General features: G+C 64.4%; 27 protein-coding genes and 1 tRNA gene. 16 read left to right on the forward strand and 12 right to left on the reverse strand.

What is annotated here, in order from left to right; translation table 11 throughout:
- The first annotated feature begins 94 nt into the window (after positions 1-94).
- Entirely contained in the window at positions 95-2,062 is a 1,968-nt protein-coding gene (locus ACTUWL_RS34095; RefSeq protein ID WP_021081308.1) for an oleate hydratase, read from the forward strand.
- 46 nt (positions 2,063-2,108) lie between these two features.
- On the opposite strand, the gene ACTUWL_RS34100 is transcribed toward ACTUWL_RS34095, so the two are convergent.
- On the reverse strand, positions 2,109-2,903 hold the full coding sequence (locus tag ACTUWL_RS34100) for an adenylate/guanylate cyclase domain-containing protein (RefSeq protein WP_021081307.1): 795 nt from the start codon (positions 2,901-2,903) through the stop codon (positions 2,109-2,111).
- 87 nt (positions 2,904-2,990) lie between these two features.
- A complete protein-coding gene (locus tag ACTUWL_RS34105; protein WP_021081306.1) occupies positions 2,991-4,040 on the reverse strand; it encodes a carbon-nitrogen hydrolase family protein in 1,050 nt (349 codons plus the stop codon).
- A gap of 160 nt (positions 4,041-4,200) precedes the next feature.
- Here ACTUWL_RS34105 and ACTUWL_RS34110 point away from each other — a divergent pair, with 160 nt between their 5' ends.
- The 3 genes from ACTUWL_RS34110 to ACTUWL_RS34120 all read left to right on the forward strand — a co-directional run bounded on the left by ACTUWL_RS34110 (position 4,201) and on the right by ACTUWL_RS34120 (position 7,130).
- The gene (locus tag ACTUWL_RS34110; protein WP_021081305.1) at positions 4,201-5,151 is read left to right on the forward strand and encodes a LysR family transcriptional regulator; all 951 of its coding nucleotides are present in this window, start codon (positions 4,201-4,203) and stop codon (positions 5,149-5,151) included.
- Positions 5,152-5,228: 77 nt separating this feature from the next.
- Complete coding sequence (locus tag ACTUWL_RS34115; protein WP_021081304.1) at positions 5,229-5,531, forward strand: DUF485 domain-containing protein; 303 nt, start codon at positions 5,229-5,231, stop codon at positions 5,529-5,531.
- 15 nt (positions 5,532-5,546) lie between these two features.
- Positions 5,547-7,130: a solute symporter family protein gene (locus tag ACTUWL_RS34120; RefSeq protein WP_106939915.1), complete on the forward strand. Its 1,584-nt coding sequence runs from the start codon at positions 5,547-5,549 to the stop codon at positions 7,128-7,130.
- Positions 7,131-7,325: 195 nt separating this feature from the next.
- Here the strand turns inward: ACTUWL_RS34120 and glmU are convergent, their stop codons facing one another.
- The gene (glmU, locus tag ACTUWL_RS34125; RefSeq protein ID WP_021081302.1) at positions 7,326-8,684 is read right to left on the reverse strand and encodes a bifunctional UDP-N-acetylglucosamine diphosphorylase/glucosamine-1-phosphate N-acetyltransferase GlmU; all 1,359 of its coding nucleotides are present in this window, start codon (positions 8,682-8,684) and stop codon (positions 7,326-7,328) included.
- A gap of 223 nt (positions 8,685-8,907) precedes the next feature.
- Between glmU and ACTUWL_RS34130 the strand changes: the two genes are divergently transcribed.
- Together ACTUWL_RS34130 and ACTUWL_RS34135 are read left to right on the forward strand one after the other, a co-directional pair.
- Positions 8,908-10,308: a hypothetical protein gene (locus ACTUWL_RS34130; protein ID WP_035652814.1), complete on the forward strand. Its 1,401-nt coding sequence runs from the start codon at positions 8,908-8,910 to the stop codon at positions 10,306-10,308.
- A 95-nt stretch (positions 10,309-10,403) separates the two neighbouring features.
- Positions 10,404-10,784: a hypothetical protein gene (locus tag ACTUWL_RS34135; protein WP_021081300.1), complete on the forward strand. Its 381-nt coding sequence runs from the start codon at positions 10,404-10,406 to the stop codon at positions 10,782-10,784.
- Here ACTUWL_RS34135 and ACTUWL_RS34140 read toward each other — a convergent pair.
- Complete coding sequence (locus tag ACTUWL_RS34140) at positions 10,744-12,372, reverse strand: glycoside hydrolase family 17 protein (protein ID WP_021081299.1); 1,629 nt, start codon at positions 12,370-12,372, stop codon at positions 10,744-10,746. The two genes, ACTUWL_RS34135 and ACTUWL_RS34140, sit on opposite strands and share 41 nt — an antisense overlap.
- 245 nt (positions 12,373-12,617) lie before the next feature.
- On the opposite strand from ACTUWL_RS34140, the gene ACTUWL_RS34145 reads away from it, so the two are divergent.
- The 3 genes from ACTUWL_RS34145 to ACTUWL_RS34155 all read left to right on the forward strand — a co-directional run bounded on the left by ACTUWL_RS34145 (position 12,618) and on the right by ACTUWL_RS34155 (position 16,555).
- On the forward strand, positions 12,618-13,223 hold the full coding sequence (locus ACTUWL_RS34145) for a hypothetical protein (protein WP_021081298.1): 606 nt from the start codon (positions 12,618-12,620) through the stop codon (positions 13,221-13,223).
- Positions 13,224-13,416: 193 nt separating this feature from the next.
- Positions 13,417-16,245 carry a glycosyltransferase gene (locus tag ACTUWL_RS34150; RefSeq protein ID WP_021081297.1) on the forward strand — a complete coding sequence of 943 codons (2,829 nt, stop codon included), beginning with the start codon at positions 13,417-13,419 and terminating at the stop codon, positions 16,243-16,245.
- Positions 16,246-16,479: 234 nt separating this feature from the next.
- Positions 16,480-16,555: transfer RNA gene (locus ACTUWL_RS34155), tRNA-Lys, on the forward strand.
- Between the two features lie 323 nt (positions 16,556-16,878).
- On the opposite strand, the gene ACTUWL_RS34160 is transcribed toward ACTUWL_RS34155, so the two are convergent.
- The 3 genes from ACTUWL_RS34160 to ACTUWL_RS34170 all read right to left on the reverse strand — a co-directional run bounded on the left by ACTUWL_RS34160 (position 16,879) and on the right by ACTUWL_RS34170 (position 18,143).
- Entirely contained in the window at positions 16,879-17,061 is a 183-nt protein-coding gene (locus ACTUWL_RS34160; RefSeq protein ID WP_146160307.1) for a hypothetical protein, read from the reverse strand.
- Positions 17,062-17,526: 465 nt separating this feature from the next.
- The gene (locus ACTUWL_RS34165; protein ID WP_021081295.1) at positions 17,527-17,766 is read right to left on the reverse strand and encodes a hypothetical protein; all 240 of its coding nucleotides are present in this window, start codon (positions 17,764-17,766) and stop codon (positions 17,527-17,529) included.
- A gap of 182 nt (positions 17,767-17,948) precedes the next feature.
- The gene (locus tag ACTUWL_RS34170) at positions 17,949-18,143 is read right to left on the reverse strand and encodes a hypothetical protein (protein WP_035652811.1); all 195 of its coding nucleotides are present in this window, start codon (positions 18,141-18,143) and stop codon (positions 17,949-17,951) included.
- Between the two features lie 305 nt (positions 18,144-18,448).
- On the opposite strand from ACTUWL_RS34170, the gene ACTUWL_RS34175 reads away from it, so the two are divergent.
- Positions 18,449-18,628 (forward strand): hypothetical protein, encoded by a 180-nt coding sequence (locus ACTUWL_RS34175; RefSeq protein WP_146160308.1) that lies wholly within the window; start codon positions 18,449-18,451, stop codon positions 18,626-18,628.
- Between the two features lie 33 nt (positions 18,629-18,661).
- Here ACTUWL_RS34175 and ACTUWL_RS34180 read toward each other — a convergent pair whose 3' ends face one another.
- The 3 genes from ACTUWL_RS34180 to ACTUWL_RS34190 all read right to left on the reverse strand — a co-directional run bounded on the left by ACTUWL_RS34180 (position 18,662) and on the right by ACTUWL_RS34190 (position 20,524).
- The gene (locus ACTUWL_RS34180; protein WP_307756238.1) at positions 18,662-19,045 is read right to left on the reverse strand and encodes a hypothetical protein; all 384 of its coding nucleotides are present in this window, start codon (positions 19,043-19,045) and stop codon (positions 18,662-18,664) included.
- Between the two features lie 298 nt (positions 19,046-19,343).
- On the reverse strand, positions 19,344-20,195 hold the full coding sequence (locus ACTUWL_RS34185) for a 3-hydroxybutyryl-CoA dehydrogenase (RefSeq protein ID WP_021081290.1): 852 nt from the start codon (positions 20,193-20,195) through the stop codon (positions 19,344-19,346).
- A gap of 137 nt (positions 20,196-20,332) precedes the next feature.
- Entirely contained in the window at positions 20,333-20,524 is a 192-nt protein-coding gene (locus tag ACTUWL_RS34190) for a hypothetical protein (protein ID WP_035652809.1), read from the reverse strand.
- Positions 20,525-21,088: 564 nt separating this feature from the next.
- Here ACTUWL_RS34190 and ACTUWL_RS34195 point away from each other — a divergent pair.
- From ACTUWL_RS34195 to ACTUWL_RS34220, 6 genes are all read left to right on the forward strand, one after another.
- A complete protein-coding gene (locus ACTUWL_RS34195) occupies positions 21,089-21,292 on the forward strand; it encodes a hypothetical protein (RefSeq protein ID WP_035652806.1) in 204 nt (67 codons plus the stop codon).
- 128 nt (positions 21,293-21,420) lie between these two features.
- Positions 21,421-21,678, forward strand: coding sequence for a hypothetical protein (locus ACTUWL_RS34200; RefSeq protein WP_021081287.1), 258 nt, complete (start codon positions 21,421-21,423; stop codon positions 21,676-21,678).
- A gap of 190 nt (positions 21,679-21,868) precedes the next feature.
- Entirely contained in the window at positions 21,869-23,158 is a 1,290-nt protein-coding gene (locus tag ACTUWL_RS34205) for a hemolysin family protein (RefSeq protein ID WP_021081286.1), read from the forward strand.
- A gap of 132 nt (positions 23,159-23,290) precedes the next feature.
- Entirely contained in the window at positions 23,291-23,890 is a 600-nt protein-coding gene (locus tag ACTUWL_RS34210) for a formyltransferase family protein (protein ID WP_021081285.1), read from the forward strand.
- 193 nt (positions 23,891-24,083) lie between these two features.
- Positions 24,084-24,443, forward strand: a complete 360-nt coding sequence (locus ACTUWL_RS34215; protein ID WP_021081284.1) for a hypothetical protein — start codon at positions 24,084-24,086, stop codon at positions 24,441-24,443.
- Positions 24,388-24,942, forward strand: coding sequence for a hypothetical protein (locus tag ACTUWL_RS34220; protein ID WP_021081283.1), 555 nt, complete (start codon positions 24,388-24,390; stop codon positions 24,940-24,942). Before ACTUWL_RS34215 ends, ACTUWL_RS34220 begins: the two co-directional genes overlap by 56 nt.
- Positions 24,943-25,111: 169 nt before the next feature.
- Here the strand turns inward: ACTUWL_RS34220 and ACTUWL_RS34225 are convergent, their stop codons facing one another.
- Together ACTUWL_RS34225 and ACTUWL_RS34230 are read right to left on the reverse strand one after the other, a co-directional pair.
- Positions 25,112-25,318: a hypothetical protein gene (locus ACTUWL_RS34225; protein WP_021081282.1), complete on the reverse strand. Its 207-nt coding sequence runs from the start codon at positions 25,316-25,318 to the stop codon at positions 25,112-25,114.
- Positions 25,319-25,329: 11 nt separating this feature from the next.
- Positions 25,330-25,728: a RidA family protein gene (locus tag ACTUWL_RS34230; protein WP_021081281.1), complete on the reverse strand. Its 399-nt coding sequence runs from the start codon at positions 25,726-25,728 to the stop codon at positions 25,330-25,332.
- Positions 25,729-25,847 lie beyond the last annotated feature (119 nt).

The raw sequence follows: 25,847 nt of genomic DNA on the forward strand, positions 1-25,847 counted from the left end.
TTGCAGCTTCCGTGAATACCGCCCGACGGCCACGAAATTGACAGGTCGGCTCGCTACGGTCAGGCTCACCTGAACGCGATGCAGCGAGGCCGCCATGACCGATGCTCCCAATCCCTCCCGCAGCAGCTTCGAAGTCGAGGCGGACGCGACGGCGCGTTACTGGCACAAGAGCAAGCACGATACCCTGCCTCCGCCCGACATGATGGGCGCCTATATGCGCAACCGTCCGGTGCTGAGCGGAACGGCCGAGCCCCGCAAGGCCTGGATTATCGGCAGCGGCATCGCCGGGTTGGCTGCGGCCTTCTACATGATCCGCGACGGCGGCATGAAGGGCGACGACATCACCATCCTCGACTCCATGCACATCGAGGGCGGCTCGCTCGACGGCGCCGGCGATCCCGAGAAGGGCTACATCATCCGCGGCGGCCGCGAGATGAACTGGAACTACGACAATCTCTGGGACATGTTCCAGGACGTTCAGGCGCTCGAACTGCCCAAGGGCTACAGCGTTCTCGACGAGTACCGGCTCGTCAACGACAACGATCCGAACTTCTCGAAGGCGCGGCTGATGCACAAGCGCGGCCAGATCCGCGATTTCTCGACGCTCGGCCTGTCGAAGCCGCAGCAATGGGAACTGATCCGGCTGCTGCTGAAGCGCAAGGAAGACCTCGATGACATCACCATCGAGCAGTATTTCAGCCCGGGCTTCCTCGAAACCAATTTCTGGTACCTGTGGCGATCGATGTTTGCATTCGAGAACTGGCAGAGCCTGCTCGAAATGAAGCTCTACATGCATCGCTTCCTCGATGCGATCGACGGGCTGACCGACATGTCGGCGCTGATCTTCCCGAAGTACAACCAGTTCGACAGCTTCGTCCGTCCGCTGGTCACGCATCTGCGCGAGCGCGGCGTCAAGGTGCAGTTCGACACGCGCGCATACGATCTCGACATCAAGGTCGAGGGCGCGACGCGCACGGTCACCGCGATCAAGGCCAAGGTGAACGGGGCCGATAGCACCATTTCGATCGGTCCGAAGGACCTGGTGTTCGCGCTCACGGGATCGATGACCGAGGGCACCGCCTACGGCGACATGGACCACGCCCCGGTCCTGCAGCGCGGCAAGCATGATCCGGGTGAAGCGAGCGACTGGACGCTGTGGACGAACCTTGCGAAGAAATCACCGATCTTCGGCAGGCCCGAGAAATTCTACGGCAATGTCGACAAGTCGATGTGGGAATCGGTCACGCTCACCTGCAGGCCGTCCCCCTTCGTCGACCGGCTGAAGGAGCTTTCCGTCAATGACCCCTATTCCGGCAAGACGGTCACCGGCGGCATCATCACCTTCACCGATTCCAATTGGGTGCTTAGCTTCACCTGCAATCGGCAGCCGCATTTCCCGACCCAACCGAAGGACGTCCTGGTCGTCTGGGTCTACGCGTTACTGATGGACAAGGAGGGCAACTACGTCAAGAAGCCGATGCCGGCCTGCACCGGCCGCGAGATCATCGCAGAGCTTTGCTACCACCTCGGCATCGAGGATAAACTTGATGCGGTGGTGGCGAACACCAAGGCCCGTCTCGCCTTGATGCCTTACATCACCGCGATGTTCATGCCGCGCGCCGCCGGCGACCGCCCGCATCCGGTTCCCGCCGGCTGTACCAATCTCGGCTTGATGGGGCAGTTCGTGGAAACCGCGAACGACATCATCTTCACGATGGACAGTTCCGTGCGCACAGCGCGGATCGCGGTCTACACGCTTCTCAACCTTCCCAAGCGGGTCCCGGACATCAGCCCCACCCAATATGATATCCGCACGCTGCTGAAGGGCGCCCGAGCGCTGAACAACAACGAACCGTTCCCGGGCGAACGCCTGCTGCACCGGCTGCTGGACAAGACCTACTACGCCCACATCCTGCCGCCATTGCCCGAACCCGATGCCACGAGACGGGGCACTGCAGAGCGCGAACTGGCGGGACTTCTCGGCAAGGGCGATCAGGCGCTCGGCGCCATCATCGGCTGGCTGGAGCGGATTCGAGAGAGCATCGGAGTTCGCAAAGGCTAGACGCGCTGCTTGATTGCAGCATCAGGCGTCCGTCTTGCAGGACGGCTCAGGGCTCGACCCGGTAAAGGCGCCAGCGCTCCGGCACGCCCTTGAGCTGATGTGCGCCGCGATCCTTGAAGCGGACTTCGGACTTCAGCATCAGGTCCTTGACCGCGCTCGAGACCAGGACCTCGCCGGCACGCGCCTTCGCCGCGACGCGCGCGCCGATGTGAAACGCGAGACCGATGACCTCCGCGCCGCTCACCTTGTACTCGCCCGCGTGCAGCCCAATCCTGATCTCAAGCCCCAGCGTGCGCACGGCCTCGCGGATCGCGGTCGCGCAGCGGATCCCGGCCGCCGGCTTGCCGAACGTCGCCAGCACGCCGTCCCCGGTCGTCACGACTTCCTTGCCGCGCAGGGCCTTCAGCTCCCTGCGGACGGCGGCATAATAGTGGTTCATCACCGTCGCCCAGCGCGAATCGCCGAGCCGTGCGGCTTTCTCGGTGGATCGAACGATGTCGACGAACAGGATCGTGGCGAGCGCCTGCTTGAGCTCCGAGCCTCGATCGGCGGTCCACCGCCGGTTGGCGATGTTTCCCGTCAGCGGTTCGTAACGATGGCTGCGCCGCCGTGCGACGGCCGCCTTGGTGTAATCCTGGGCACGCTGCACCGTGCGGCAGCGAATGGTCTTTTCCTGCGGTGGAAACGTCCAGTAGACTTTTCGGCCGGCTCCAGCGCCCTGAACTTCGACGGCGCCCCACTTCAGGAAGACCGTCGAGCCGGTGCGCCGAATGCACCATGCCTTGGACGTGTATCCGGAGACGTTGGACTGATGGACTCCGATGCGGAGGAATTTGGGCATGAGCGTCCGGCCGAGAGCGCTTGGGGTCCTACCTCCGGTAAAGCGTAGTCAGACATTCGCGCATTGGCAACAGCACTGGATTGAAGGCTAGCCGACCCGCTGCCCGTTCGATCCGGCGTCGGCGTCGACGGACAGGATCGCCTGCGCTTCCGCTCCTGGCTGTCGTTCATCGCGAAATCGTGCCGGGGTCAGCCGGCTGCGGTCGACGGTCACGCCAAAAATGTCGAAGCGGTTGTAGTAACCGACCACGTCGTGAAACTGTTTCGGCTCGACGCAGCGATTGAGATCGATCTCGGCGTAGGCGATCCCCTCCTGATCCTGCAATTCATCGCCAAACACGACCCCCGTCGGATCGACGAAGAAGCTCGCCGCACGTGGCGTCCGGTCGATCACATCGGCGATCGTTCTGTCGCGTTCGATGAGGAAGGCACGCATCGGCTCATCCATGTAGCCGGCGGTGACGATCCCGAACACCTTGGCTTCGAAGCAGTGGGCGCTTGCCCGGATGCGATTGGCGGCGACGTTGTCGAAATTGCCGCCGCCGGCCGGGCGTCGGGTCGGCCACATCGGCGGCCAGCTCGAGATGTGGACCTGTTCGCCCTGCGCCATCAGCGCGAAACGAGCCAATGGATTGGTGTTCTCGCCGCAGATCAATCCCCCGATGCGGCCCTGCCGTGTCTCCGCGACCACAAGGCCCGCACCATCCCCGGATGACCACACCAGCTTCTCGTAGAATGTCGGAACCAGCTTGCGGTGATGGACCAGAATTTCGCCGGTCTCGCCGATCAACAGGTTCGAATTCCACAGCCCCCCGACGCTGACGGCCGAGCGCTCGCTGATGCCGATCGAGACGGTGACGCCAAGGGCGCGCGCCTCGGCACAAAGCCGCGCCACTTCCGGCCCGTCCGCCGACACGGATTGCGCCGCCATGCGCACGAACAAGTCGTGATTGTCGATCGGAGGCCACAGCGCCGCCCAGACCGGAAAGGCGGGAATGTAGGTTTCCGGAAACGCGATCAGCTCGGCGCCGGCCCTGGCCGCCTCGCGCATGATCGAGATCGCCTTCTCGGTGGTCGCCTGGCTGTCGAGGAACACGGGCGCGGCGTGGACGGCGGCAGCCTTGAAGCGAGCAAGCATATGAAAAATCCCGGCTAGGATGGGGGGAGCGAAGCGGTATCATCCCTGCCTCGCAGGCATGCATCGGAATTGTCGCATGGTCGGTTGCGAAGGATCGGAGCCACCTCGCGTTGGAACGGGAATTGCTTTGCTGGCAACGGCCGTAATCCGGAGGCAGGTCATGTTCGATACGATCAACTGGGACGATTTGCGGGTATTTCTCTGTGCCGCTCGCGCAGGGAATTTGAGCCAAACAGCAAAGCGGCTGCGGCTGGACCACTCCACCGTCAGTCGGCGCATCGCGCAGATGGAAGCCTCGCTCGGGATCGCGGTGTTCGAACGCCACCGCACCGGGCTCAAGCTCAACGAAGTCGGCGAGCGGCTGTTGCGTCACGCCGAGCGGGTCGAAAGCGCTGTCATCGCCATTCGCGAGGAGGCCAGCGCCAGCGACACCCGGGAGCTCGTGGGGAACGTACGGCTCGCCACCATGGAAGGGATCGCCTCGCTCTATCTGGCGCAACGCTTTGCCGATCTGCGGCGCACCGCACCGCAACTCACCGTCGAACTCGTCACGTCCGCCCAGACGGTCTACGTCCATAAGCGCGAAGCCGACCTGTTCGTGTCCTTCTTCCGGCCGCCCGGCCCGGGCCTGATCTCGGAACGCATCGGCAAGTTTCGGCTCGGGCTATTCGCGAGCCGGAGCTATCTCGACACGCACGGCATGCCTGCAACGCTCCGCGACCTCGGGGATCATTGGTTCGTTTCCTATATCGAGGATCTGATCCAGGTGGATTCGGTGCGCTGGCTCGCCGATGTCATCGAAGAGCCGAAAATCGCCTTTCACTCCAACAGCATGATCGCGCAGATGAATGCCGCGGCGGGCGGCCTCGGGATCGTCATGCTGCCGAGCTTTGCCACCAGCGACCGGCCCGACCTGATCCCCGTGCTGCCCGCCCTCGCCGGCACCGTTCGCGAGGTCTGGCTCAACGTCCACAGCGACCTGCAATTTGCGCCGCGCATCCGCGCCGTCCGCGCCTTCCTGAAAAATACCCTGAAGCAGGACCCCGACATGCAGGTCACGCTGGCCGACGCCCTGCCGCAGCCGCGCACAGCAGATTGCAAAAATCCATAATTCCCTTCCGTGGTGGTCCGGCTGAAGCTCGTCCGATTGGCGCAAGGCAAAGCGCGCTCAAGTCTTAGGGGGCCAATATGGACAGGGTTATTCCCGGCAATGCCGGTCCGGCACCAAGTGGCGTCGCATCGGCCAGCAAGCTCGCCAAGACGCGGCTGACCATCGCGCTCGCTCTCAGCGTTGCGATGATCGTGATCTATTTCGGCTTCATGGCGCTGTTCGCGTTCGACAAGCCGCTGCTCGGCACCATCCTGATGCCGGGCCTGTCGCTTTGCATCGTGCTCGGTCCGCTCGTCATCATCTCCTCGTTCGTGCTCTGCCTGGTCTACGTGCTGTGGGCGAACCGGGTGCTCGACGCAGGCGTTCGCAGGCTTCGCTGAGGGGACAGAGTAAGAATGGGCAGCAGCACGCTTTCGATCGGGTTCTTCTTCGCCTTCATGGCGTTGACGCTGGGGATCACTTATTGGGCCGCGCGGCGCACGCGCACCACCGAGCACTTCTTTGCCGCCGGCGGCCAGGTCACGCCGTGGCAGAACGGCTGGGCGCTTGCGGGGGACTTCCTGAGCGCCGCGGCCCTGCTCGGAATTGCAGGGATCGTCACCTCGAACGGCTTCGACGGCATGATCTATTCGATCGGGTGGCTGGTCGGCTGGCCGATCATTCTGTTCCTGATCGTCGAACCCCTGCGCAACGTCGGCCGCTTCACCTTCGCCGACGTCGTGGCCTATCGCCTGCGCCAGCGCCCCGTGCGCCTCGCCGGCGCCGTCGGAACGCTGGCCGTCATCCTGTTCTACCTGATCGCCCAGATGGTCGCGACGGGATCGCTGATCAAGCTGCTGTTCGGCCTGCCCTACACCTGGTCGGTCGTCGTGGTCGGCAGCGTGATGCTGGTCTACGTCCTGTTCGGCGGCATGTTGGCGACGACCTGGGTGCAGGTCGTGAAGGCTGCGCTGCTGATGGGCGGAGGCATCCTGCTCGCCTTCCTGGTGTTGACCCATTTCGACATGAACCCACTGAAGCTGTTCGCCGCGGCGTCCGAGAAATACGGCACCAAGGTGCTGCAGCCGGGATCGAAGGTGGTCTCGGGCCAATGGGATGCCATCTCGCTCGGGCTCGGCCTGATGTTCGGCACTGCCGCGATGCCGCATGTGCTGATGCGGGCCTACACGGTGAAGGATGCCAAGGCCGCGCGGCTGTCGATCCTCTATGCTACCGGCCTGATCGGCGTCTTTCATCTCATGGTCTTCATCATCGGCTTTGGCGCCATGGTGCTGGTCGGCGCCGACGCGGTGGCCAAAGCCGGAGGTGGCGGCAACATGGCCGCGCCCCTGCTCGCACTCACCGTCGGCGGCAACGCTTTCTTCGGCTTCATCTGCGCGGTCGCGTTCGCGACCATGCTCGCCGTCGTCGCAGGGCTGACGCTGTCGGGCGTCGCCACGCTCTGTCACGACGTCTGGACCAATGTGATCCGGAACGGCGCCGCTTCCGAGCAAGAGCAGCTCAAGGTCGCGCGCGTCGCAACCGTTCTGATTTCCATCTTCGCCATCATGCTCGGCATCGCGTTCGAAGGCCAGAACGTCGCCTTCATGGCGGGCCTCGCGTTCTCGATCGCCTGCGCCGCGAACTTCCCCTCGCTCGTGCTCTCCATCATTTGGCGCCGCTTCACGACGCCCGCGGCGGTGGCGAGCATTCTGGTCGGCACGCTGAGCTCGCTGGTGCTGATCTATCTGTCGCCGACGATCCAGGTCGACATTCTCGGCAAGCAGCTCACCGCGATCGAGCATCAATGGTGGTTCGTATCGCTGCGCAACCCGGCGATCATCAGCATGCCGCTCTCCTTCGCGGTCGCGATCCTGCTGTCGCTGGTCACCCGGGAGAAGAACGCAGATCTCGCCTTCGACGAGATGCAGCAGCGCATCCTGCTCGGACCGGTCCAGCCGACCACCAGCGAACCTGCCCGGGCGAAGAGTGCGGCCTGATTCACTGAGCGCGCAGCACATTCGGTGTCGTCCCGGCCCTGAGCCGGACCATAACCACGAGCGCCAACTGGTTTGCCGCGCTGTGGCCGCAGCTTGCTCCAGCAACACAACCCTGTGGTTATGGGGCCCTGCGAACACTTCCGCAGGGACGACGTCTTGGGACGGAGGCAGACTCCCGATCAGACCAGGAGAAGATCACTTCCCCTTCGCCGCCTTCGCCTTCAGCTTCGCTGCGCGGTAACGCGCAGCGCCGCCCTCGCGGATCGACTGCTCACTGCGCTCCAGCGCCATGGCGTCGTCGGGAACGTCCCTGGTGATGACGGAGCCCGAGCCGATATAGGCGCCCTTGCCGATCGTGACCGGCGCGACCAGCGACGTATTGGTGCCGACGAAGGCGCCCTCGCCGATCAAGGTCTCGTGCTTGAGGAAGCCGTCATAGTTGCAGGTGATGGTGCCGGCGCCGAGGTTGGAATTGGCGCCGACATGGGCGTCGCCGACATAGGAGAGATGGTTGACCTTGACGCCAGCCTCGAGCACCGCGGCCTTGGTCTCGACGAAATTGCCGATCCGCGCGCCGTCACCGAGCGAGGTGCCCGGCCGCAGCCGCGCGTAGGGACCAACCGACACCTTTTTGCCGACCTTCGCCTCGACGAGGTGCGAAAACGAATGGATCACCGCGCCATCGTCGATCGAGACGCCCGGTCCGATCACCACGAACGGCTCGATCACGACGTCGTTGCCGAATTTGGTATCGGCGGCGAGATGGACGGTGTCCGGCGCGATCAGGGTCACGCCGGCATCGAGCGCGGCCTTGCGCAGTCGCGCCTGCATCACAGCCTCGGCCTCGGCGAGCTGCGCCTTGGTGTTGATGCCGCGCACTTCGTCTTCGCTGGTCTCGATCACGACGGCCTCCAATCCCATGTCCCTGACGATGCCGACGGCATCGGTCAGGTAGTATTCGCCCTTGGCGTTGGCGTTGCCGATCTTCTCGATGATCGCGAGCGCGGTCCTGCCGTCGAACGCCATTACGCCGGCATTGCACAGCGTGATGGTGCGCTGCTCGGGGCTGGCGTCAGCGTGCTCGCGAATCGCCACCAGCGTGCCGTTCTCGACCACCAGCCGGCCGTAGCCGGTCGGGTCGGCGGCATGGAAGCCGAGCACCGCCAGCGCCGCGCCGTCGCGCAGCGGCGCGCGCATCCGCGCAAAGGTCTCGGCCGAGATCAGCGGCGTGTCGCCGAACGCGACCAGCAGGTCGTCGGCGCCGCCGGCGATCGCCTCGCGCGCCGCCAGCACCGCATGCGCGGTGCCAAGCCGTTCGCGCTGCACGTAGATCCCGGCATCGGGCCGCACCCGGCGCGCCTCGGCGGCGACCGCCTCGTGATCGGGGCCGATCACCACCGCGAGCTGCGAGCCCACGCCGGAGGCGGCGGCATTGAGCACATGCACCAGCAACGCCTGCCCGGCCACGGGGTGCAGCACTTTCGGCAGCGACGAGCGCATCCGCGTGCCCTCGCCGGCCGCAAGCACCACTGTCAGGCTCGTTCGCGCAGTCATTCGAAAATCCCCGATATCGCGCGAAGTTCGCCGCGCCAACCTTACGTTCAAAGCTAACGTCCAAAGCTTACGTTCAAAGCCTTCTTGGAGGCCGTCTTTAATTGTTTTCCCCGGCAGAAGAAACCGTTTCGCCCTCATGGTCCTCCGGATTCAAGTTCCCGGTCCATTTCCTGTTAATCTTTGCCTCGTGATTCGGCGGGCCTTGAGGAGGGCCAAGCGGGCTTTGGCCAAAGATCGCGACAGTCTGGCGGCGGATTTAGACACCGAGAGCACCTCCGGCTTTTTGGCCGAAGAGGACGCCTTCGATCGCCGCATGCTGTGGCGGCTCGGCTCGTGGGGCGCAGCTGCGGTCGGCGCCGTCACCATCGCCGTGATGGCCAACCAGTCGGCACTGACGATGCGTCGCGACCTGGTCGCCGCGTCAGACATCGCACGCCAGGCCCAGCAATTGCAGACATTGGCGAAGGAGAGCCATAACGAGACGCGCCGGCTCGCCTCCGCGATCGATACGCTGAACGGCGACCGCGACCGGCTCTATTCGCGCGTCACCACGCTGGAACAGGGTCTCGACTCCGTGACCGGCACGATCGCAAAGCAGCCGGCCGCACCTGTGCCGGGACCGCCTCCCTCGGCGGCGGCCCCCGTCACACCGCCGACCTCCGCCAATACGGCGTCCGCCGCCGCACCAGCCGTTGCCATCGTCGCAACCACGCCGCCTGCCGTATCGGACAAGCCGGTCACGCCCGACAAGGTACCGGCAGCCACCGACAGCAAGCCGCCACCAACCGAAAAGCCCGCTGCTGCGGCCGACAAGCCTGTAACGGCTGACAGGAAGCCGGCGCCCGCCTCGGCGAAGCCGCCGGTTGCCACAGAGAAGCCGTTGGCGGCTGACAATTCGTCGCCGGCTCCTGCTCCCGCCGCAACAGTTGCCAGTCCGATGAGTGCCGCAGCTGCGGCAGCCAGTGCCGAGGATACAAAGGCGGCCGCGGCAGCGCTTGCGGCGCTGCCGGTCGCGGACAAGCCACCTGCCGAGAAGCCGCGGGTGGCATCGCTCGAACCTGCGGCGAGCAAGGCGACCGCAACGATCAAGCCGCCGACCGCCAACGACGTCAACGCCGCACCGATACCGCCGCTGGTGATCACACCGGATCCGGACTCCGACGTTGAAGACGACGCGCCGAAGGCTCAGATCCACCGCACCGAATTCGGCGTCGATCTCGGCACCGCAAATTCGGTCAACGGACTACGGGCATTATGGCGCGGCTTGTTGAAGGCTAAGGCCAACGCGCCGCTGGCCGCGCTGCGGCCGATCATCGTCATCAAGGAAAACAGCAACGGACTCGGCATGCAGCTGCGCCTGGTCGCCGGACCGCTGAACGACGCCGGCACCGCTGCCAAGATCTGCGCCGGCCTCAGCCTGATCCAGCGGACCTGCGAGACGGCGATCTATGACGGCCAGCGGCTGGCCGTAAACGAGCCGCCCGCCGGAGCCAGAGCGGCGCAGCCGCACCGGCGGTTGGCGCCGAAGCGCAGCACCCTCGCCGCGCCGCCGCAACCGGCCGTCGAGGAAAAGAAGCCGGAGCCTGCGACAATCTCGTCGATGTTCCGGCGAAACAGCCAATAGTCATGTCCGGCAAAGGATTGCGGCCAAATTCTCAACCGATTTCGCTGCTTTGACCGAGCCTTGTCCCAGCCCCCGTTCCCGACCATAGTGCCGCGATGACAAAACCTCCGTTCCGCCTCTCCCCCTATCAGGTCCAGTTCCTGATGGTCGTCGGCTTCGTCACTGTCGGGTACGCGCTCTACGTGCGCTATCTGGCGATCGAGTTCTCGCCCGTCGCGCTGGCCTGCGACGCCGGCACGCAGACCATGCTCTGCAAGGCGCGTGCGCTCTCGACCGTGCTGTTCAAGAATTCGGTGTTCGGCATCACCGCGCTGGTGATCGCGCTGTTGAACCTGATGCGGCCCTCGATCGTGCTGCTCACCGGCGGGCTGATTGCCGCCGGGCTCGGGATCGTGCTCTACAACGTCGTGTTGTCAGGCCTTGCGATCGGCCTGTTCATCCTGGGTTTTGCGCGGCCCGCGCCCGCCACAGCGTAGCGGCGAGCAACAGATACATCACGCAGGTCCAGTCCGACTGCCAGTTGATCGTGCCCTCGTTGTAGATCGTGTAGAGGGCGGCGATCGCGAGCAGGCCGGCGAACACGGATTCGGCGAGCGGCCGGATGCCTTCCTTCGGGCGGTTGAGCATGGTCAGCAGCGCGAACGGCACCACGGCCATGGTCAGCGAGGCATAGGGGAAGTCGCGATAACGCGGATCGAAGGCGAAGCCGAGCGCGGTCTCGGCGGCGATGACGGTGGTGACGGCAAGCACGATCGCCAGTAGTGCGCCGATCGCGCCCTTGCCGCGATAGTCGCGCGGCCCGATCAGTTCCAGGAAGGTCGGCAGCGAGCGCCCGGCAATCAGCGCATGCGCGGTCAGCAAGGGCGCGATGATCGCGGCCGCGAGCAGCACGCCCCAATGCAGAAAGCCGCTGGTGCCGTAGCTCTCGTAATACATCTTGTCGCCGGCGATCCCGAGCAGCGCCCCCGCCGTCGTCGCCGAAATGGCGACTGCAATCCAGGCCGACGGCCGTGGCGTCCAGGGCCTGCGGCGCAATGTCAGCCAGGCCACCAGGAAGGTGGCGACCGACAGCGCCATGCCGCCCGCCATCTGCAGCTTCCAGTCCGGATAGTTGGAGATCGGAACGCCGGGTGGATATTTGACCTGCCGCTTCACCGAATCGAACAGGCCCCAATTGCCGCCGACGGTGCCCTCGAGCTTGCGCTTCCAGGGCTGGTCATAGGCCTCGATCAGGTTGACGCGAAAGCCCTCGCTCTTGGCGAGGTCGAGGATCTCCGACACCACCCGAGCCTGGTTGGTGCGCGACGGCAATGCGCCCTCCCGCATCCGCCCCTGGCTCGGCCAGCCGGTCTCGCCGATCAGGATCTCCTTGCCAGGGAACGTGACCGCCATCCTCTTGCGGATCTCGTCGACATGCGCCGCGGCGTACTTCGCCTTGACCGGGATGTCCTCCCAATACGGCAGGATGTGAATGGTGACGAAATCGACCGCGTCATAGATCTCGCGGTTCTTTATCCAGTATTCCCAGACGTCGGCATAGGTGACCGGGATATTGCCGGCCGAAGCCTTCACCGCGCGGATGTTGCCGGCCAGATCGGCGGCTGTCATCTCACCGCGCAGCAGCACTTCGTTGCCGACGATCAGCGAGGTGACCACGCCCGGATATTCCTTGGCGAGCCGCACCGCGATCGCGATCTGCTGCAGGTTCTTGAAACGGTTGCTGCTGAGCCAGATGCCCTGCATCACCTTCAACCCGACCTTGGCCGCGACGGCGGGGACCTGGTCGAGGCCGTTCTCGATCGAATAGGTGCGCACGCAGTCGGTGACCTTGGCGAGATCGGCGAAGTCCTGCTCGATCTGCTCGACCGGAATCTGCGTGGTGGGATCGAGCGGCGTCTGGGCGCCGCGGAACGGCGTGTAGGACACGCATTGCAGCTTTGCGGCAGGATCGATCGGCGCGCGCACGAGCGTAATCGGCGTGGCGAGCCACCACCACACGGATGCAATCACGGCGAGCGAGATCAGGAGAAGCGCCAGCGGCGTACGAAGCGAAATCGGTTCCATCCTCCGGGGGACCGTCGAATTAGCCGGTCACAGCCCGTCTGCCAAGAGTAGGATTAGGTCAATACCATGGTTGTCCTGCGACAGTTTTGCTCTGGAACGATAAAGTTGTGAGTTTGCTGGACAAAATACCAAATTCCGGTCATCTGACTCCGCCAGAGTCTCCGCCGCACTGGAGACCTATTTGGACGGCATCACGCGAGCCGTTAGGATGATCCCGCGGGGGCAGGAACATTATCGGGGAATACATGCGTCGACGGCTGCTTGAGTTGAAGAACACTGCTTTGCGCCACCTTGCCGTAACGGGCCTTGTCACAGGCCTTGCGCTCCTGACCGGAGACGGCGGCGCTTTCGCCCAGAGCGGCACACCGAATCCGCCGGACCAGGCCAAACAGCAGCCCGGACAGGCCGACGCCACTGCCGCGCGGGAAGCCAACCAGCGCAAGGTCGAGGAATTCGTCGAGGCCCAGCAGGCCATCAATGGTCCGGCCGGCAATCCGGAATGCGTCTGGCTCGGCCGCCGCGTGGTCCGCCTGATGTGGAACGACGACCTCGATACCGCATTCCGTCATCTCGACCTCTATGACCGGTTCGGCTGCCCCGGCGGCCACGTCCAGGCCGCGTTCCGCTGCCTGACCCGGTTCGGCGCCCAGATCGACGACAAGGTGCGCGGCAGCCTCGACGGCCGCATCCACGCCTGCTGGATCAATCCGGGCGCCCAGCCGCAGGCCGCCGCCGCCGCGCCTGCACCCACCCCGGCGCCGTCGACGGCCGGCAATGGCGCGCCAGCGCCGGCAGCGTCACCCTCGCCTGCGCCAACCCCGTCGGCCTCGCCTGCGCCGGCGTCGAAATAAGCGCGCCGCGCGATCGGGACCGGCCGCGATTTTTTTCGCGGCTGGAACGGCTTGCGCCCTTAAAACGCCATTGCGGCATACCAGTTGTTAAATCGGATGGCGGAGATATCTTTCGCTCCGCCGCCATGTTGGTCGAACCCAGGGGACGGGTTCGCTTAGTCCTCAATCTCAGGCCCCGTATGGTTTAACCGCGATGCGCGCCGTCGTCGCCGTCCTGTTGCTTGTCACCGCCGCTCACGCCGCCCTGTGGGGTCTCTTCCAGGAGAAGCAGGCAGCGCCCGATTTCCGTGGCACGCTGCCGAGCCTGTCCTACGCCCCGTTCGAGTCGGGCCACACGGTCGCGGACGTTGCCGCCGACACCGAGAAGGTGCGCACGGACCTCAGAAAGCTCTCGACGCTCACCAAGGCGGTCCGCCTCTATTCGTCGACCGAAGGCAACGAACTGGTGCCGCCGGTCGCCGCCGAGTTCGGCATGAAGGTCACGGTCGGCGCCTGGATCGACAAGGACGCCAACCGCAACAACCGCGAGATCGAAGCTGCGATCAATCTTGCCAAGCGCAACAGCAACGTCATCGGCATCGTGGTCGGCAACGAAACCGTGTTCCGCGGCGAGCAGGTCCCGCTCGAAAACCTCGGCTCGGTTCCGGAAGTCGGAGTGCCGCCGGAGGAATCCGAACGAATCCTTCGCGAGGAGGCGCAACGCCTGCACGACGCGGAAACGCAGCCCGAAGACAAGCGCGGCGAAGCGGTCAAATGGGCGATTGCCGAAAGCAACGTGCACCGCCTGATCAAGGTGATCCAGCGCGTCAAGAAATCGGTCAACGTTCCCGTCACGACCGGTGAAATCTGGAACATCTGGCGAGACCATCCGCAGCTCGCCAATTCGTCCGACTTCATCGCCGCCCACGTGCTGCCCTACTGGGAAAACTTCACCGACAAGCAGGCGGTGGACCAGGCGGTCGACCGCTACAATCTGTTGCGCGACTCCTTCCCCGGCAAGCGCATCCTGATCGCCGAGTTCGGCTGGCCGAGCCAGGGCTACAATCTGCGCAACGCCGAGCCGGGCGCGTTCCAGCAGGCCACCGTGCTGCGCAACTTCGTCACCCGCGCCGAAGCCATCGGCATGGACTACAACATCGTCGAAGCGATCGATCAGCCCTGGAAGTACTTCGAAGGCGGCGTCGGTCCCTACTGGGGCATCCTCAATGCCGACCGCGAGGCGAAGTTCGCCTGGACCGGTCCGGTCACCGACCTGAATTACTGGAAGATCGCGCTGGTCGCGGTCCTCGTCGGCCTGTTCATGTCGCTGCCGATCCTGCGGCTGGACCAGCCGACGGTGATGCAGGCGCTGGTGCTGTCGGCCGCCGCCAATGGCGTCGGCGCCTGGGTTGCGACCGTGTTCTCATACTGGACCACGCATTATTTCGTCTGGGGCTCGGCCTTCGCGCTCAGCCTCGGCCTCGTGCTGCTGGTGCCGCTGGTGCTGATCGCGATGGCGCGGATCGAGGAGATCGCGGCGGTGGCGTTCGGCCATGGCCCACGCCGGCTGATCGGCAAGAGCGCGACGCTGGCGCCCGCCACCATCGGCGAGGACGTCAAGTTTCCGAAGGTCTCGATCCACATCCCGGCCTATTTCGAACCGGTCGAGATGCTGAAGCAGACGCTCGATGCGGTGTCGCGGCTCGACTATCCGAATTTCGAGTGCGTCTGCATCATCAACAACACGCCGGATCCCGAGTTCTGGCGGCCGATCCAGGATCACTGCCGGCAGCTCGGCGAGCGCTTCAAGTTCATCAATGCCGAGAAGGTGCAGGGCTTCAAGGCCGGCGCGCTGCGGATCGCGATGGAACGCACCGCGGCGGATGCCGAGATCATCGGCATCATCGACGCCGACTATGTCGTGCATCCGGACTGGCTCAAGGATCTCGTCCCCGCCTTCGCCGATCCCCGCGTCGGCCTGGTGCAGGCGCCACAGGAGCATCGCGACGGCGACCGCTCGCTGATGCACTACATCATGAACGGCGAATATGCCGGCTTCTTCGACATCGGCATGGTCCAGCGCAACGAGTTCAACGCCATCATCGTGCACGGCACGATGTGCCTGATCCGCCGCGCCGCGATGGACAAGGTCGGCGGCTGGTCGAGCGACACGATCTGCGAGGACACCGATCTCGGCCTTTCGATCCAGCAGGCGGGCTGGCTCACGCACTACACCAATGTGCGCTACGGCGAAGGCCTGCTGCCCGACACCTACGAGGCGTTCAAGAAGCAGCGCCACCGCTGGGCCTATGGCGGCTTCCAGATCGTCAAGAAGCACTGGCGCCGCTTCCTGCCCGGGGCGAGCCGGCTGACGCCGGATCAGCGCCGCGAATTCTCGCTCGGCTGGCTCAACTGGCTCGGCGCCGAAAGTCTCGGCGTCGTGGTCGCGATCCTCAATTTGATCTGGGTGCCGATCGTCGCCTTCGCCGACATCGCGATCCCCGACAAGATCCTGACCCTTCCGATCATCGCCTCCTTCATCGTCTCGCTGGTGCATTTCGTCGCGCTCTACCGGCTGCGGGTGAACATCAAGGCCGGCCAGATGCTGGGCGCCATGATCGCGGCGATGAGCGTGCAATGGACGGTGTCGCGCGCGGTGGCGCAGGGCCTGATCACCGAGCACCTCGCCTTCGCCCGCACCTCCAAGGGCGGCCTGTCGCGGATGTCGATCGAATTCCAGGCGTTCTGGGAGGCCGTGATCGGCGTGCTGCTCCTGATCGGCGCCATCGTGCTGGTCGTCACCAACGGCTACAAGCAGGTGCGGGAGATCTACATCTTCGCCGGCGTCCTGGTGCTGCAGAGCCTGCCGTTCCTGGCGGCGGTCGCGATCGCGATCCTGGAGAATTCGCGGATCAACGAGTTCGCGTTCTGGCGCAACAGCGCGATCCGCACCGCGGAACTGATCGGGTTGCGACCGGTCAGCCTGCCCTCGGTCGCCGCCCCGCAGCAGCCGGTCGGCTCGGAAATCGGCCGCGACAACTAGCGCATGATCCGGAAAAGTGCGCAGCGGTTTTCCGAAAGACCATGCGCCAACAAGAAGCTCACTTCAAGAAACGGCCCTAAGCACAGGCATTGGAACGGCAAATCCGCCGCAACGGTGCACAATTGACTGCCCATCGGCTATTGACCCGATGGGCCCTGCCCCCTACACAGCGCGGGCTGGAGCATGATCCGGAGCGGTTTCACCGCTTGGTCCGGATCTGATGTTCAGGTGAGTGAGCGCGTAGCTCAGGCGGTAGAGCACGTGACTTTTAATCATGGGGTCGAGGGTTCGAGTCCCTCCGCGCTCACCAATTAAATCAATCACTTAAGAGAGAAATAGACCTAAGCCGGCCGGAGGTCAGTTCGGATCGTCCACACCATGCACACTGGGCGTGCTCGGCTTGGCCTACCTCGCGCGGCGCTAGCAGCCGGTGTGATGAACGGTGGCCGGTAGACCTGAGCCGGGCTGATCCGATTGGCACTGAACTTGCGATTTCGCTCGGTGCTGGGATTGCAGTCCCCAGATTGAAACAGGGCGCCGTCGGGACAAACCATTTCGGGCCCGGCGGCGTACTTTTTCGGGACGGTCAGGACAGCATGCCGTCGCCCATGGGATGCCCGGCCACCCGCCAGATCAACGAACCGGCGGATTGTAGCGATCCCAAATCACGGTTTTCGAGCCACTCTGCGCCGATCGCGCGATGGCATCGTCGAACTTGTGATAGTGGTCGAACTGCTGCTGCTCATCGCGCAGCAGTGGCGCCTGGGCAGACGAGTAAGGGCTATTCGTAGCGTTCCACTGATCAGATCCCGACACGACACAACCCCATCCTGGTTCAGATGCAGGTTGGTTAGCATCGTTGCGCTTGTATCTCTGTATCGTCGTCGCAACAGCGCCGGCAATCCGCCAAATATGCGCACACGGATTGTTTCCGTGGTTCTTCAAGCGTGAGGAACTGGCACATGAGATTTGCCAGGGCCGTCGCAGTCTGGTTCGCGCCTTGCATCCTTGCCGCACTCGACACGGCCTATGGTCCAGGCTGGGAGAAGACTTGTCCGTCATTGGACGACGAGGTTCGTCCCAGGACACGACCGGCAAAATCAACCAACGATACCGATCAGATTCCGTTTCCGTCCATTGGCCCTCCGCCCCTGGCGGGTCCCAAGCCGATAGGCCCTGCGGGCGGGAAACCCATTCCCAAAGGATAGCCGGACAGCTGCGGAATCAATCGACACGCGTCAGCGCAATGGGGAGATCAGGGTCGATCGAAGTTGACGTTGTTCAAGAAGACAGCGGCAGCTCGCCCTGCCCGCCCGTCCAATCGATGATATCGACCTGAAGCCCTCGCTTCAGCATCTCGGCTTCGAGGCTTCCGGCGTGCCGCTTCCACTCCGGCGTCGCGCGGACCCGGAATTTCGGCTCCTCGCCGTTCGCCTCGAATTCATCGTCGGCCTTGAGCGCGCCGCGGACGGCCTCGTACATCATCTTCAGGCTGGCGTCGGTGAAGGCGCCGTAGTCCATCGGTCGTCTCCCTCAACACGGTCAGAAGACAAAGGGCCGCCACGGAACTCATCCGTGGCGGCCCTCTGCAAGCGGCCCATCCAGACGGCCCAATACGAGCGTGGGCGAGTCGGGTTAATGAAACGTTGTTCGCGCGGGTGGCAACCCGCAGCTCGCCTGGTTTGGCCGCTGCTTCTGCCTCGTCACAGCCTCAGGCGTCGAAACAGTTGGGCGAGCGCCGTGTTGGCGGATTGCGCGCGCCGTTCGAGGATTTCCGCCGCCGTGGCGTAGTTGCGGGCGAGGCTCTGGAGCGCATGTCGAGCATCCGGCAGCGTGGACTGCCTGGCCATCTCCAGGCACTGGTGCTCGAAGTATCGAAGCTCCTCAAGTTCGGTCATTGCGATTCGTCCGATTCCGTTCAGCATCTTCGAACTCACTGCGCCAACGGCCTAGTGAAAGTTTGGCAAGATTGTTGCGAACGCCGGACTATCTGGTCGGAGTGTTGCTGGACGCATGATTTGACAATCACTGCTCCGTGACCAGTGCGGGCGCGCGCCGGGCGCGGACACGCGCCGGGCTGATCGACAAGCGCACCCGATGGCTACACTATGCGTGAGTCTTGCTTCGGACGCAGCAACGTCTTGAGCGCAGTGCAGGGGTATCTTCGCGAAGGGTGCGGTGGCGCGGCGTTGAGTTGGCATTGTTGAACCAGATGAAGAAGCGCGATTGGGCCTTCGTGGCGGCATGTGTGGCAGGCGCGCTGATGTTCGGTATCTGGAGCGTCCAGATGGGCTTCGCGTTCCATCGCTCCCGGCAGGTTCCGACCGATCTTTCGAGATCGCACCGGGGCGGCGGCGATCAGCTGCACCACCAGTCCCGATAGGCCGCGCAATCGCGTTCCTCAACGCCGCACCGCCTAGGCCCAGGCCAGGTATGCGGGGACGGCGCCGTCATCATCGTCGTCCCCGGCCCGTGCGAGCCGCCTGCGGCGCGCGCTGTCCGTTGCGCGGCGATGCCGCATGTCGAACCGGTGCAACGCCTTTGGCACGCGCTCCGCGATATCGCGAACCAACGCAATGGCCCGCCTGACGACGGCCAGGACGGTCGCAACGCGCGTGAACAAGCCGATCAGGAAGATCATCGAGAAGACGTCGATATAGGCCAGCATATCGCCGACCAGCATCAATTCGGGCGGAAGCGGAATCCGGTGCAGGTAAGCGACGATCAGGATGACCACCGGGATCAGCGCAATCAGCTTCCGCAATGTCAGCCGGTCCAGCAAGGCGGCGAGCTCGACCACCAGGACCAGCCAGAGCCAGTCGCCAAGCGCGGCCGGCTTGTCGATCGTCCAGGTCTGCCAACATCGCTGCCAGTTCCGCTTCCACATCGGAGCGCCCGCCTTATCCCCGAGGCAATGCCGGCTACGGCTTCGACGACGCTTCGCCGCCGTCGCCCTCGACCGCGAGGCCCGGTGTGCCTAGGAGTCCGGGCCTCGTGTCTGATGTCCCCCGCCTCGTGGCGGATCAGGTGTTGTGGTTACGCGAGCCTTCCGGCGCGATCCATCCCGGATGACTACGGGGATCAGCCGCGCGCGGACGTCACTTGCTGTAGCTGTAGAAGCCCTGCCCGGTCTTGCGGCCGAGATGGCCGGCATCGACCATCTCCTTCAGCAGCGGCGCCGGCCGGTACTTGGGATCGTTGAAGCCGGTGTAGAACACCTCCATCACCGACAGCATGGTGTCGAGCCCGATCAGGTCGGCGAGCGCGAGCGGTCCGATCGGATGGTTGCAGCCGAGCTTCATGCCGGCATCGATCTCCTCCGCGGTCGCAATGCCTTCCTGCAGCGCGAAGATCGCCTCGTTGATCATTGGGCACAGGATGCGGTTGACCGCAAAGCCCGGGCTGTTCTTCGCGGTGATCGCGACCTTGCCGACGCGCTTGGCGAAGGCTTCGGCCTTGGCGACCGTGTCGTCCGAGGTCTGCAAGCCGCGGATCAGTTCGAGCAGCGCCATCACCGGGACCGGATTGAAGAAGTGCATCCCGATGAAGCGGTCCGGACGATCGGTGGAGGCCGCAAGGCGGGTGATCGAGATCGACGAGGTGTTGGTCGCAACCAGCGCGCTCGGCTTCAGCCCGGCGCAGAGATCCCTGAGGATCTTGACCTTCAGCTCCTCGTTCTCGGTCGCCGCTTCGATCACGAGATCGCAGGCGGCAAGCTTGGACTTGTCGGTGGTCGCGTTGATCCGCGCAAGCGTCGCGTCGCGATCCGCCGCGGTCATCTTCTCCTTGCTGACCAGGCGATCGAGACTGCCCCCGACCGTCTTCAGGCCGCGCTGCACCGCCGCGTCCGAGATATCCACCATGGTCACGTTCAGTCCTGCGGCAGCGCAGATCTGCGCGATGCCGTTGCCCATGGTTCCGGCGCCGATGATGCCAACCGTCTCGATCATTGTATCAATCCCTCTCGTCGCTCGGCCGCCTCGCAGCCGCATCGTCAAAAACGGCGGACCGTGGGGTCCGCGGATGGCGCATGCATAGCAGTCCGGCCGAATGGCCGATACAGCAGACGATGGTATTCTGGTGGGGCCTATTCCGGACGTGGCGGTACCGGCCGCCTCGGCGGGACGGTCGGCCGTGGCGGCAATTGGGTGCGCGTCGGCTCGGCCGCGCGCGACGGCTCGAACACGCGATTGAGCCGCACGATCCACCAGGCCAGTCGCCCGTAGTTGCGGCGAAGCGCCGATCCGAATCCTTCGTCGATATCGTGGTCACGATCCATACCCCTATCGTTAATGTGCATCCTTGAAGGAACGGTGAGTGCCATCACGAGCTGCACCAGCAATCGTTAGGATTTTGGCAACTATTTCGCGCAAGCCTCGATGCGTTGATGGCGCGGGCACCGGTAATCTTGCGGATTGCGTATTGAAGACCCTGCGCCGCGGCATCGCCATGTCGATGCGACTCGCATTTAGTTGATCGAATTTTCCGCGGAGCGCCGCGACATAACATTAGACCACGAGGGCTACGCCCATGCTTTCTGAAAAGTTCTTTTTGGTGCTCGAGACATTGCTCAACGGCCAGACCCATTCCAACGGAGCCCCGCGCGTGGTGAGCACGTCGCCCCACGTCCCGGTCAAGCTTCCGCGCGAAAGCCGCCCCGAAGGCAACGTGCCTCGTTAGGCCTGTTGGGGCGCATCGCCACGACCGATGCGGCTCTGCGGCTGGCAGGCCTGATCGATCGCCGAGACCTGCCAAGCCGATTGGCGGCCTCGCGGCCGTGATCCAGCTCATAGTCGGTGAAGGCGAGCCACGCTACACCACTCCCGCAACGAAGTGGTGCGCCATGGACAGCAAGACCGATTTCGGAAGCATCGTGGTCGCAATCTGCGTTGCCGCATACACGGCGATCATGCTTGCCTATCTCGCCCAGCACAATCTCGGCCTGACCGCCACGCAGACGCGTCATCTCTCGATGCTGGCCGCGCTGTTCCTCGCGCTGCCGATCGCACTGGACCTGCTGCGCGCCGGCGCCGACAACGCCCGCTGACGCGGGCCATGGCGGCGCCTGCCGCATCCGATCCCCCGCTGAACACGCGCCCAAAGCAACATAGCGCTAGGTGAAGCGGCGCGAATCAGCGTTATCTTGCAACTGATCACTTCGTGGGATTTGGCTGCATGACCCAGCCCAGCGTCCTTGATCAGAAGATTTTGGATCAGAATATTCGCGAGCTGCAGGAATGGCTCCGCAACGCCTGGCAGCAGCTTGCGGACCCCACGCTCACCGCCTTCTCCCGCCGCGAACTGCGCAACCAGATGAAGCAATGCAACGCCGATCTGCGCGTGCAACTGCAAGCCGCTTCCAGGCAAATGCTGAGTCAGCCCGCCGCATCGGGCAAGACGTTCGCCAAGCCCGAGCTGCGGATCCTCGCCTAGCAGGAAACCGGCCGGCATTTCGGGGCCGCATGCCGGCCGGCGCGCCAAAATGCCGCGATCTCCTACTGCATGCTCGGCATACGCACCCTCTGCTTGTGCAGGGCCCCCCGACGAGGCACAGCAAAACAGCGCCGGCGTGCCTATATTGGCGTCGTAGGGCGGCCAACGCCGCCGAAGCTTAGGGACTCCCGTGTTTTATCTGGAACTTGCGATCGTGGCGGTCTTGATCGTCGTCAACGGTCTGTTGTCGATGTCGGAGCTTGCGATCGTCTCCTCCCGTCCGGCGCGCCTCGCGGCGCTGGTCGAACGCGGCGTCAGCGGCTCGCGCCGCGCGCTCGCGCTGGCTTCCGATCCCGGAAAATTCCTGTCCACGGTCCAGATCGGCATCACGCTGATCGGCGTGCTGTCGGGCGCCTTTTCGGGCGCCACCCTCGGCCAGCGGCTTTCGCAATTTCTGTTCGAACTCGGGCTGGCTGCGAACGTCGCCGATGCGGCCGGTGTCGGCATCGTCGTCGGCGTGATCACCTATGCCTCGCTGATCGTCGGCGAGCTGGTGCCGAAGCAGATCGCGCTGCGCGACCCGGAGTCGGTTGCCGTGCGGGTTGCTCCGGCGATGACCGTGATGGCGCGGCTGTCGCTGCCGCTGGTGTGGCTGCTCGATCGTTCCGGCAAGTTCTTGCTGTGGGTCCTCGGTCACCGCGAAGACGCGCAGGACCGCGTCAGCGAGGACGAGATCAAGACGCTGGTGGTGGAAGCCGAGAATGCCGGCGTGCTCGAGCCCGGCGAAAAGGAGATGATCGCCGGCGTGATGCGGCTCGGCGATCTTCCGGTCGGAGCCGTGATGACGCCGCGTCACGAGGTCAGCCTGATCGACCTCGCCGCCCCTGCTCCCGAGATCCTGGCGACCCTGCAAAAGAGCAATCACTCGCGCTGCGTGGTGTTCGACGGCAACCGCGACCATGCGCTCGGCATCGTGCAGGCCAAGGACGTGCTCGATGTCTACCTCGCCGGCCAGACGCCCGACATCCGTGCGCTGACGCGTGATGCGCCGATCATCCCGGAAACCGTTGACGCCCGCGACGTGGTCGCGATCCTGCGCGACTCCGCGGTGCATATCGGCCTCGTGCACGACGAATACGGCACCTTCCAGGGTGTCGTGACCAGCGCCGACATCCTCGAGGCCATCGTCGGCGCCTTCCATACCGAGGAAGGCCCGGCCGAGCCCGCCTATGTCAAGCGCGACGACGGCTCCTATCTAATCTCCGGTTGGATGCCGGCGCTCGAGTTCAGCGAACTGCTCGGCATCGCGCTGCCCTCGCCGCGGCCCTACCAGACCGCGGCCGGCTTCCTGCTGCATGCGTTCGGCGCGATCCCCGATACCGGCGCGAAGATCGCTGCGCAGGGCTGGGACTTCGAGATCGTCGACCTCGACGGCCGGCGCATCGACAAGGTGCTGGCGAGCAAGCGGCCGGTGGCGTGACATTGCCAACCGGCCGCCCTGTTGATAACCGGCAGGACAGCAAGACAGCCGGCTGCGGTGTGCTATCGGCATAGCGGCAGCCCATGCGATCCAAGAGCAAATCCCAGAGTAAGCCCCACGGAAGTGATCCCCATGCGCATTACCCTTGTCGGTTCCCGCCATTTCGGCGTGACGACCCTGAACATGCTGCGCGAGCACCACGTCACGCTGGTCAGGGTGGTCGTGCATGACGGCGAGGACCGGCTGGCGGCCGCGGCCAGGGCGGCCGGCATCGAAGTCGTGGTCCAGGCCGATCCCAAGCTGGTGACGGCCGCCGAGATCGCACCCGGCACCGACCTGATCGTGACCGCCCACAGCCACGCCCGCGTCAGCAAGGAGGCGCTTGCCGTGGCCAAGCTTGGCGGCATCGGCTACCACCCGTCGCTGCTGCCCCGCCATCGCGGCATCGCCGCGGTGGAATGGACCATCAAGGAAGGCGATCCGATCGCCGGCGGCAGCATCTATCACCTCGCCGACCGCATGGATGCCGGCGCCATCGCCGCGCAGGACTGGGTGTTCGTCAAGAAGGGCGAGACCGCCCGCGAATTGTGGGAGCGCGCGCTGGCGCCGCTCGGCCTGCGGCTGCTCGGCGAGGTCATCGACTACGGCAAGGTCAACGGCGCGCTGCCGGCCAAGCCACAGGACGAGCAGTTCGCGACCAAGGCGCCCAATCTGAGCCCCGGCAAGCACTAGATCGAAGCTCGGTATCTAAATACCAAAAATCGGGAGCAAGAGATCAGATTCTCCGTTCCAGAGCCGGAACCGAATTCACCATGATGTGTTTGAGTTTACAGGAACATTCGGGGACTCCCGCGGCGCAGCAAATTTTGAACACATTGTGACAAGATAAGCCGCGTCATCACACGAAATGACAGGGATTTGATTCATGCGTTCGATCCGCATTCGCGACCTGATTTTGGTCACTTCGGTCGCTTCCGCTGCCGCCCTCACCGCAGCGCCCGCCACCGCCCAGCAGCCTTATGACGGCCTTTGGAACGTCACTGTGGTCACCAAGACCGGCAGCTGCGAGCCGTCGCAGAGCTCGACCGTCACGGTCGCCGAAGGAAAGATCTCGGCGCAGGGCGCGGCGATCTCCGGCACCGTCGGCAGCGGGGGTCTTGTGCGAGTCTCGATCAATGGTGCATATGCGAACGGACAACTCAGTGGCAACTCCGGATCGGGGAAGTGGAATGGGGCATCAGCTGGCGTACCGTGCAGCGGCCGATGGGAAGCATCCCGTCAGTAAGATCAGCAGCGTATCGCGTTTCTTCGCCATCGCGCGGCGGCCCGCATTTGCAGCCGCCGCGTTTTTCGTGACCGCACTCGCGAGCACCGCGGGCCATGCCCAGTCCGGCCCGTTCGCCGGCATGGCGGGCACCTGGTCGGGCGCCGGCACGGTCACCTTGGACGACGGATCAAGCGAGCGGATCCGTTGCCGTGCGACCTATCGCGTCGGCGGACCCAAGATGACCATGAGCCTGACTTGCGCCAGCGACGCCTACAAGTTCAACTTGGCGGCCGACGTGGAGGCTGAAGGCAGCGCGGTCAGCGGATCCTGGAGCGAGTCCAGCCGCAATGTCAGCGGCGACCTGCGCGGTCGCGGCGGCGGCGGCAACTTCCAGGTCGTGGCCAGCGCCCCCGGCTTCAACGCTGACATCTCGATGCGGACCTCAGGCAACAAGCAGTCGGTCACGATCAGGGCCGACAGCCAGTTCCGCGGCGCCAATATCACGCTGTCGAAGTAACCGACCTTCACGTAACAACGCCCCCGGGATCAAAATCTCGAGGGCGTTTTTTGTTGGCCATGCGATCGCTAGAGCATGATCCGGAAAAGTGGAAACCGGTTTTCCGAAAAGATCATGCTCAAACAAAGAGATGAGACCATGATGCGATTCCGTGGAAACGCATCATGGTCTAAGCGGTGCGTGGCTTGCCGAGATTCTCCGCGGTCTGCTGGATGGTGCGAGCGATCAACAGCGCCTGCTCCTTGTTGACCGCGAAGTCATACACGCCTTTTTCCGTGGTCATGGAGATCACCATGATATCCGGCTGTTGCTCCGGCCAGCCGGTCGCAAACCCCGTGAGGAGCTCGGGCGCCTTTCGCATGTTGCTCTTGTTCATGTCTGAATGTCCTATGTTGCGGGCACGAACGCCGTGACCTCGATCTCGACCTTCGCGCGCTGATCGACAAGGCCGTCGATATAGAGCAGCGTCGACGGCGGGAAATTGCGCCCGAGCGTCTCCTTCCACGCGGCGCCGATGCCCGCGCCCGCAGCCTCGTATTCGCTGCGGCTGGTCAGGTACCAGGTCAGACGCACGATATGCTCGGGGCCGGCGCCGGCCTCGTTCAGCAGCTTGATGATGCGCTTCAGCGCGGTGCCGACCTGTACGGCCATCTCGGGCGCGTAGTCGCCCTTCTCGTCGCCGCCGGTCTGCCCCGCGAGCACGATCCATTGGCCAGGCGCCTCGAACGCGACGCCGTGCGAGAAGCCGCGGGGTTTCGACCATTCGGCCGGTTGCAAGACACGCATGAGCAGATCCTCCTTATGGGGTTATTCCCGACCTGCTTAGCAGAGATCGCACAGCCGGCGCACCACCAGTCGACGGAATTGCGCGTTGCAAATTCGTGACGGCTCGCCGATACCGGGAA

Source organism: Bradyrhizobium sp. WCU1 (assembly GCF_053474805.1).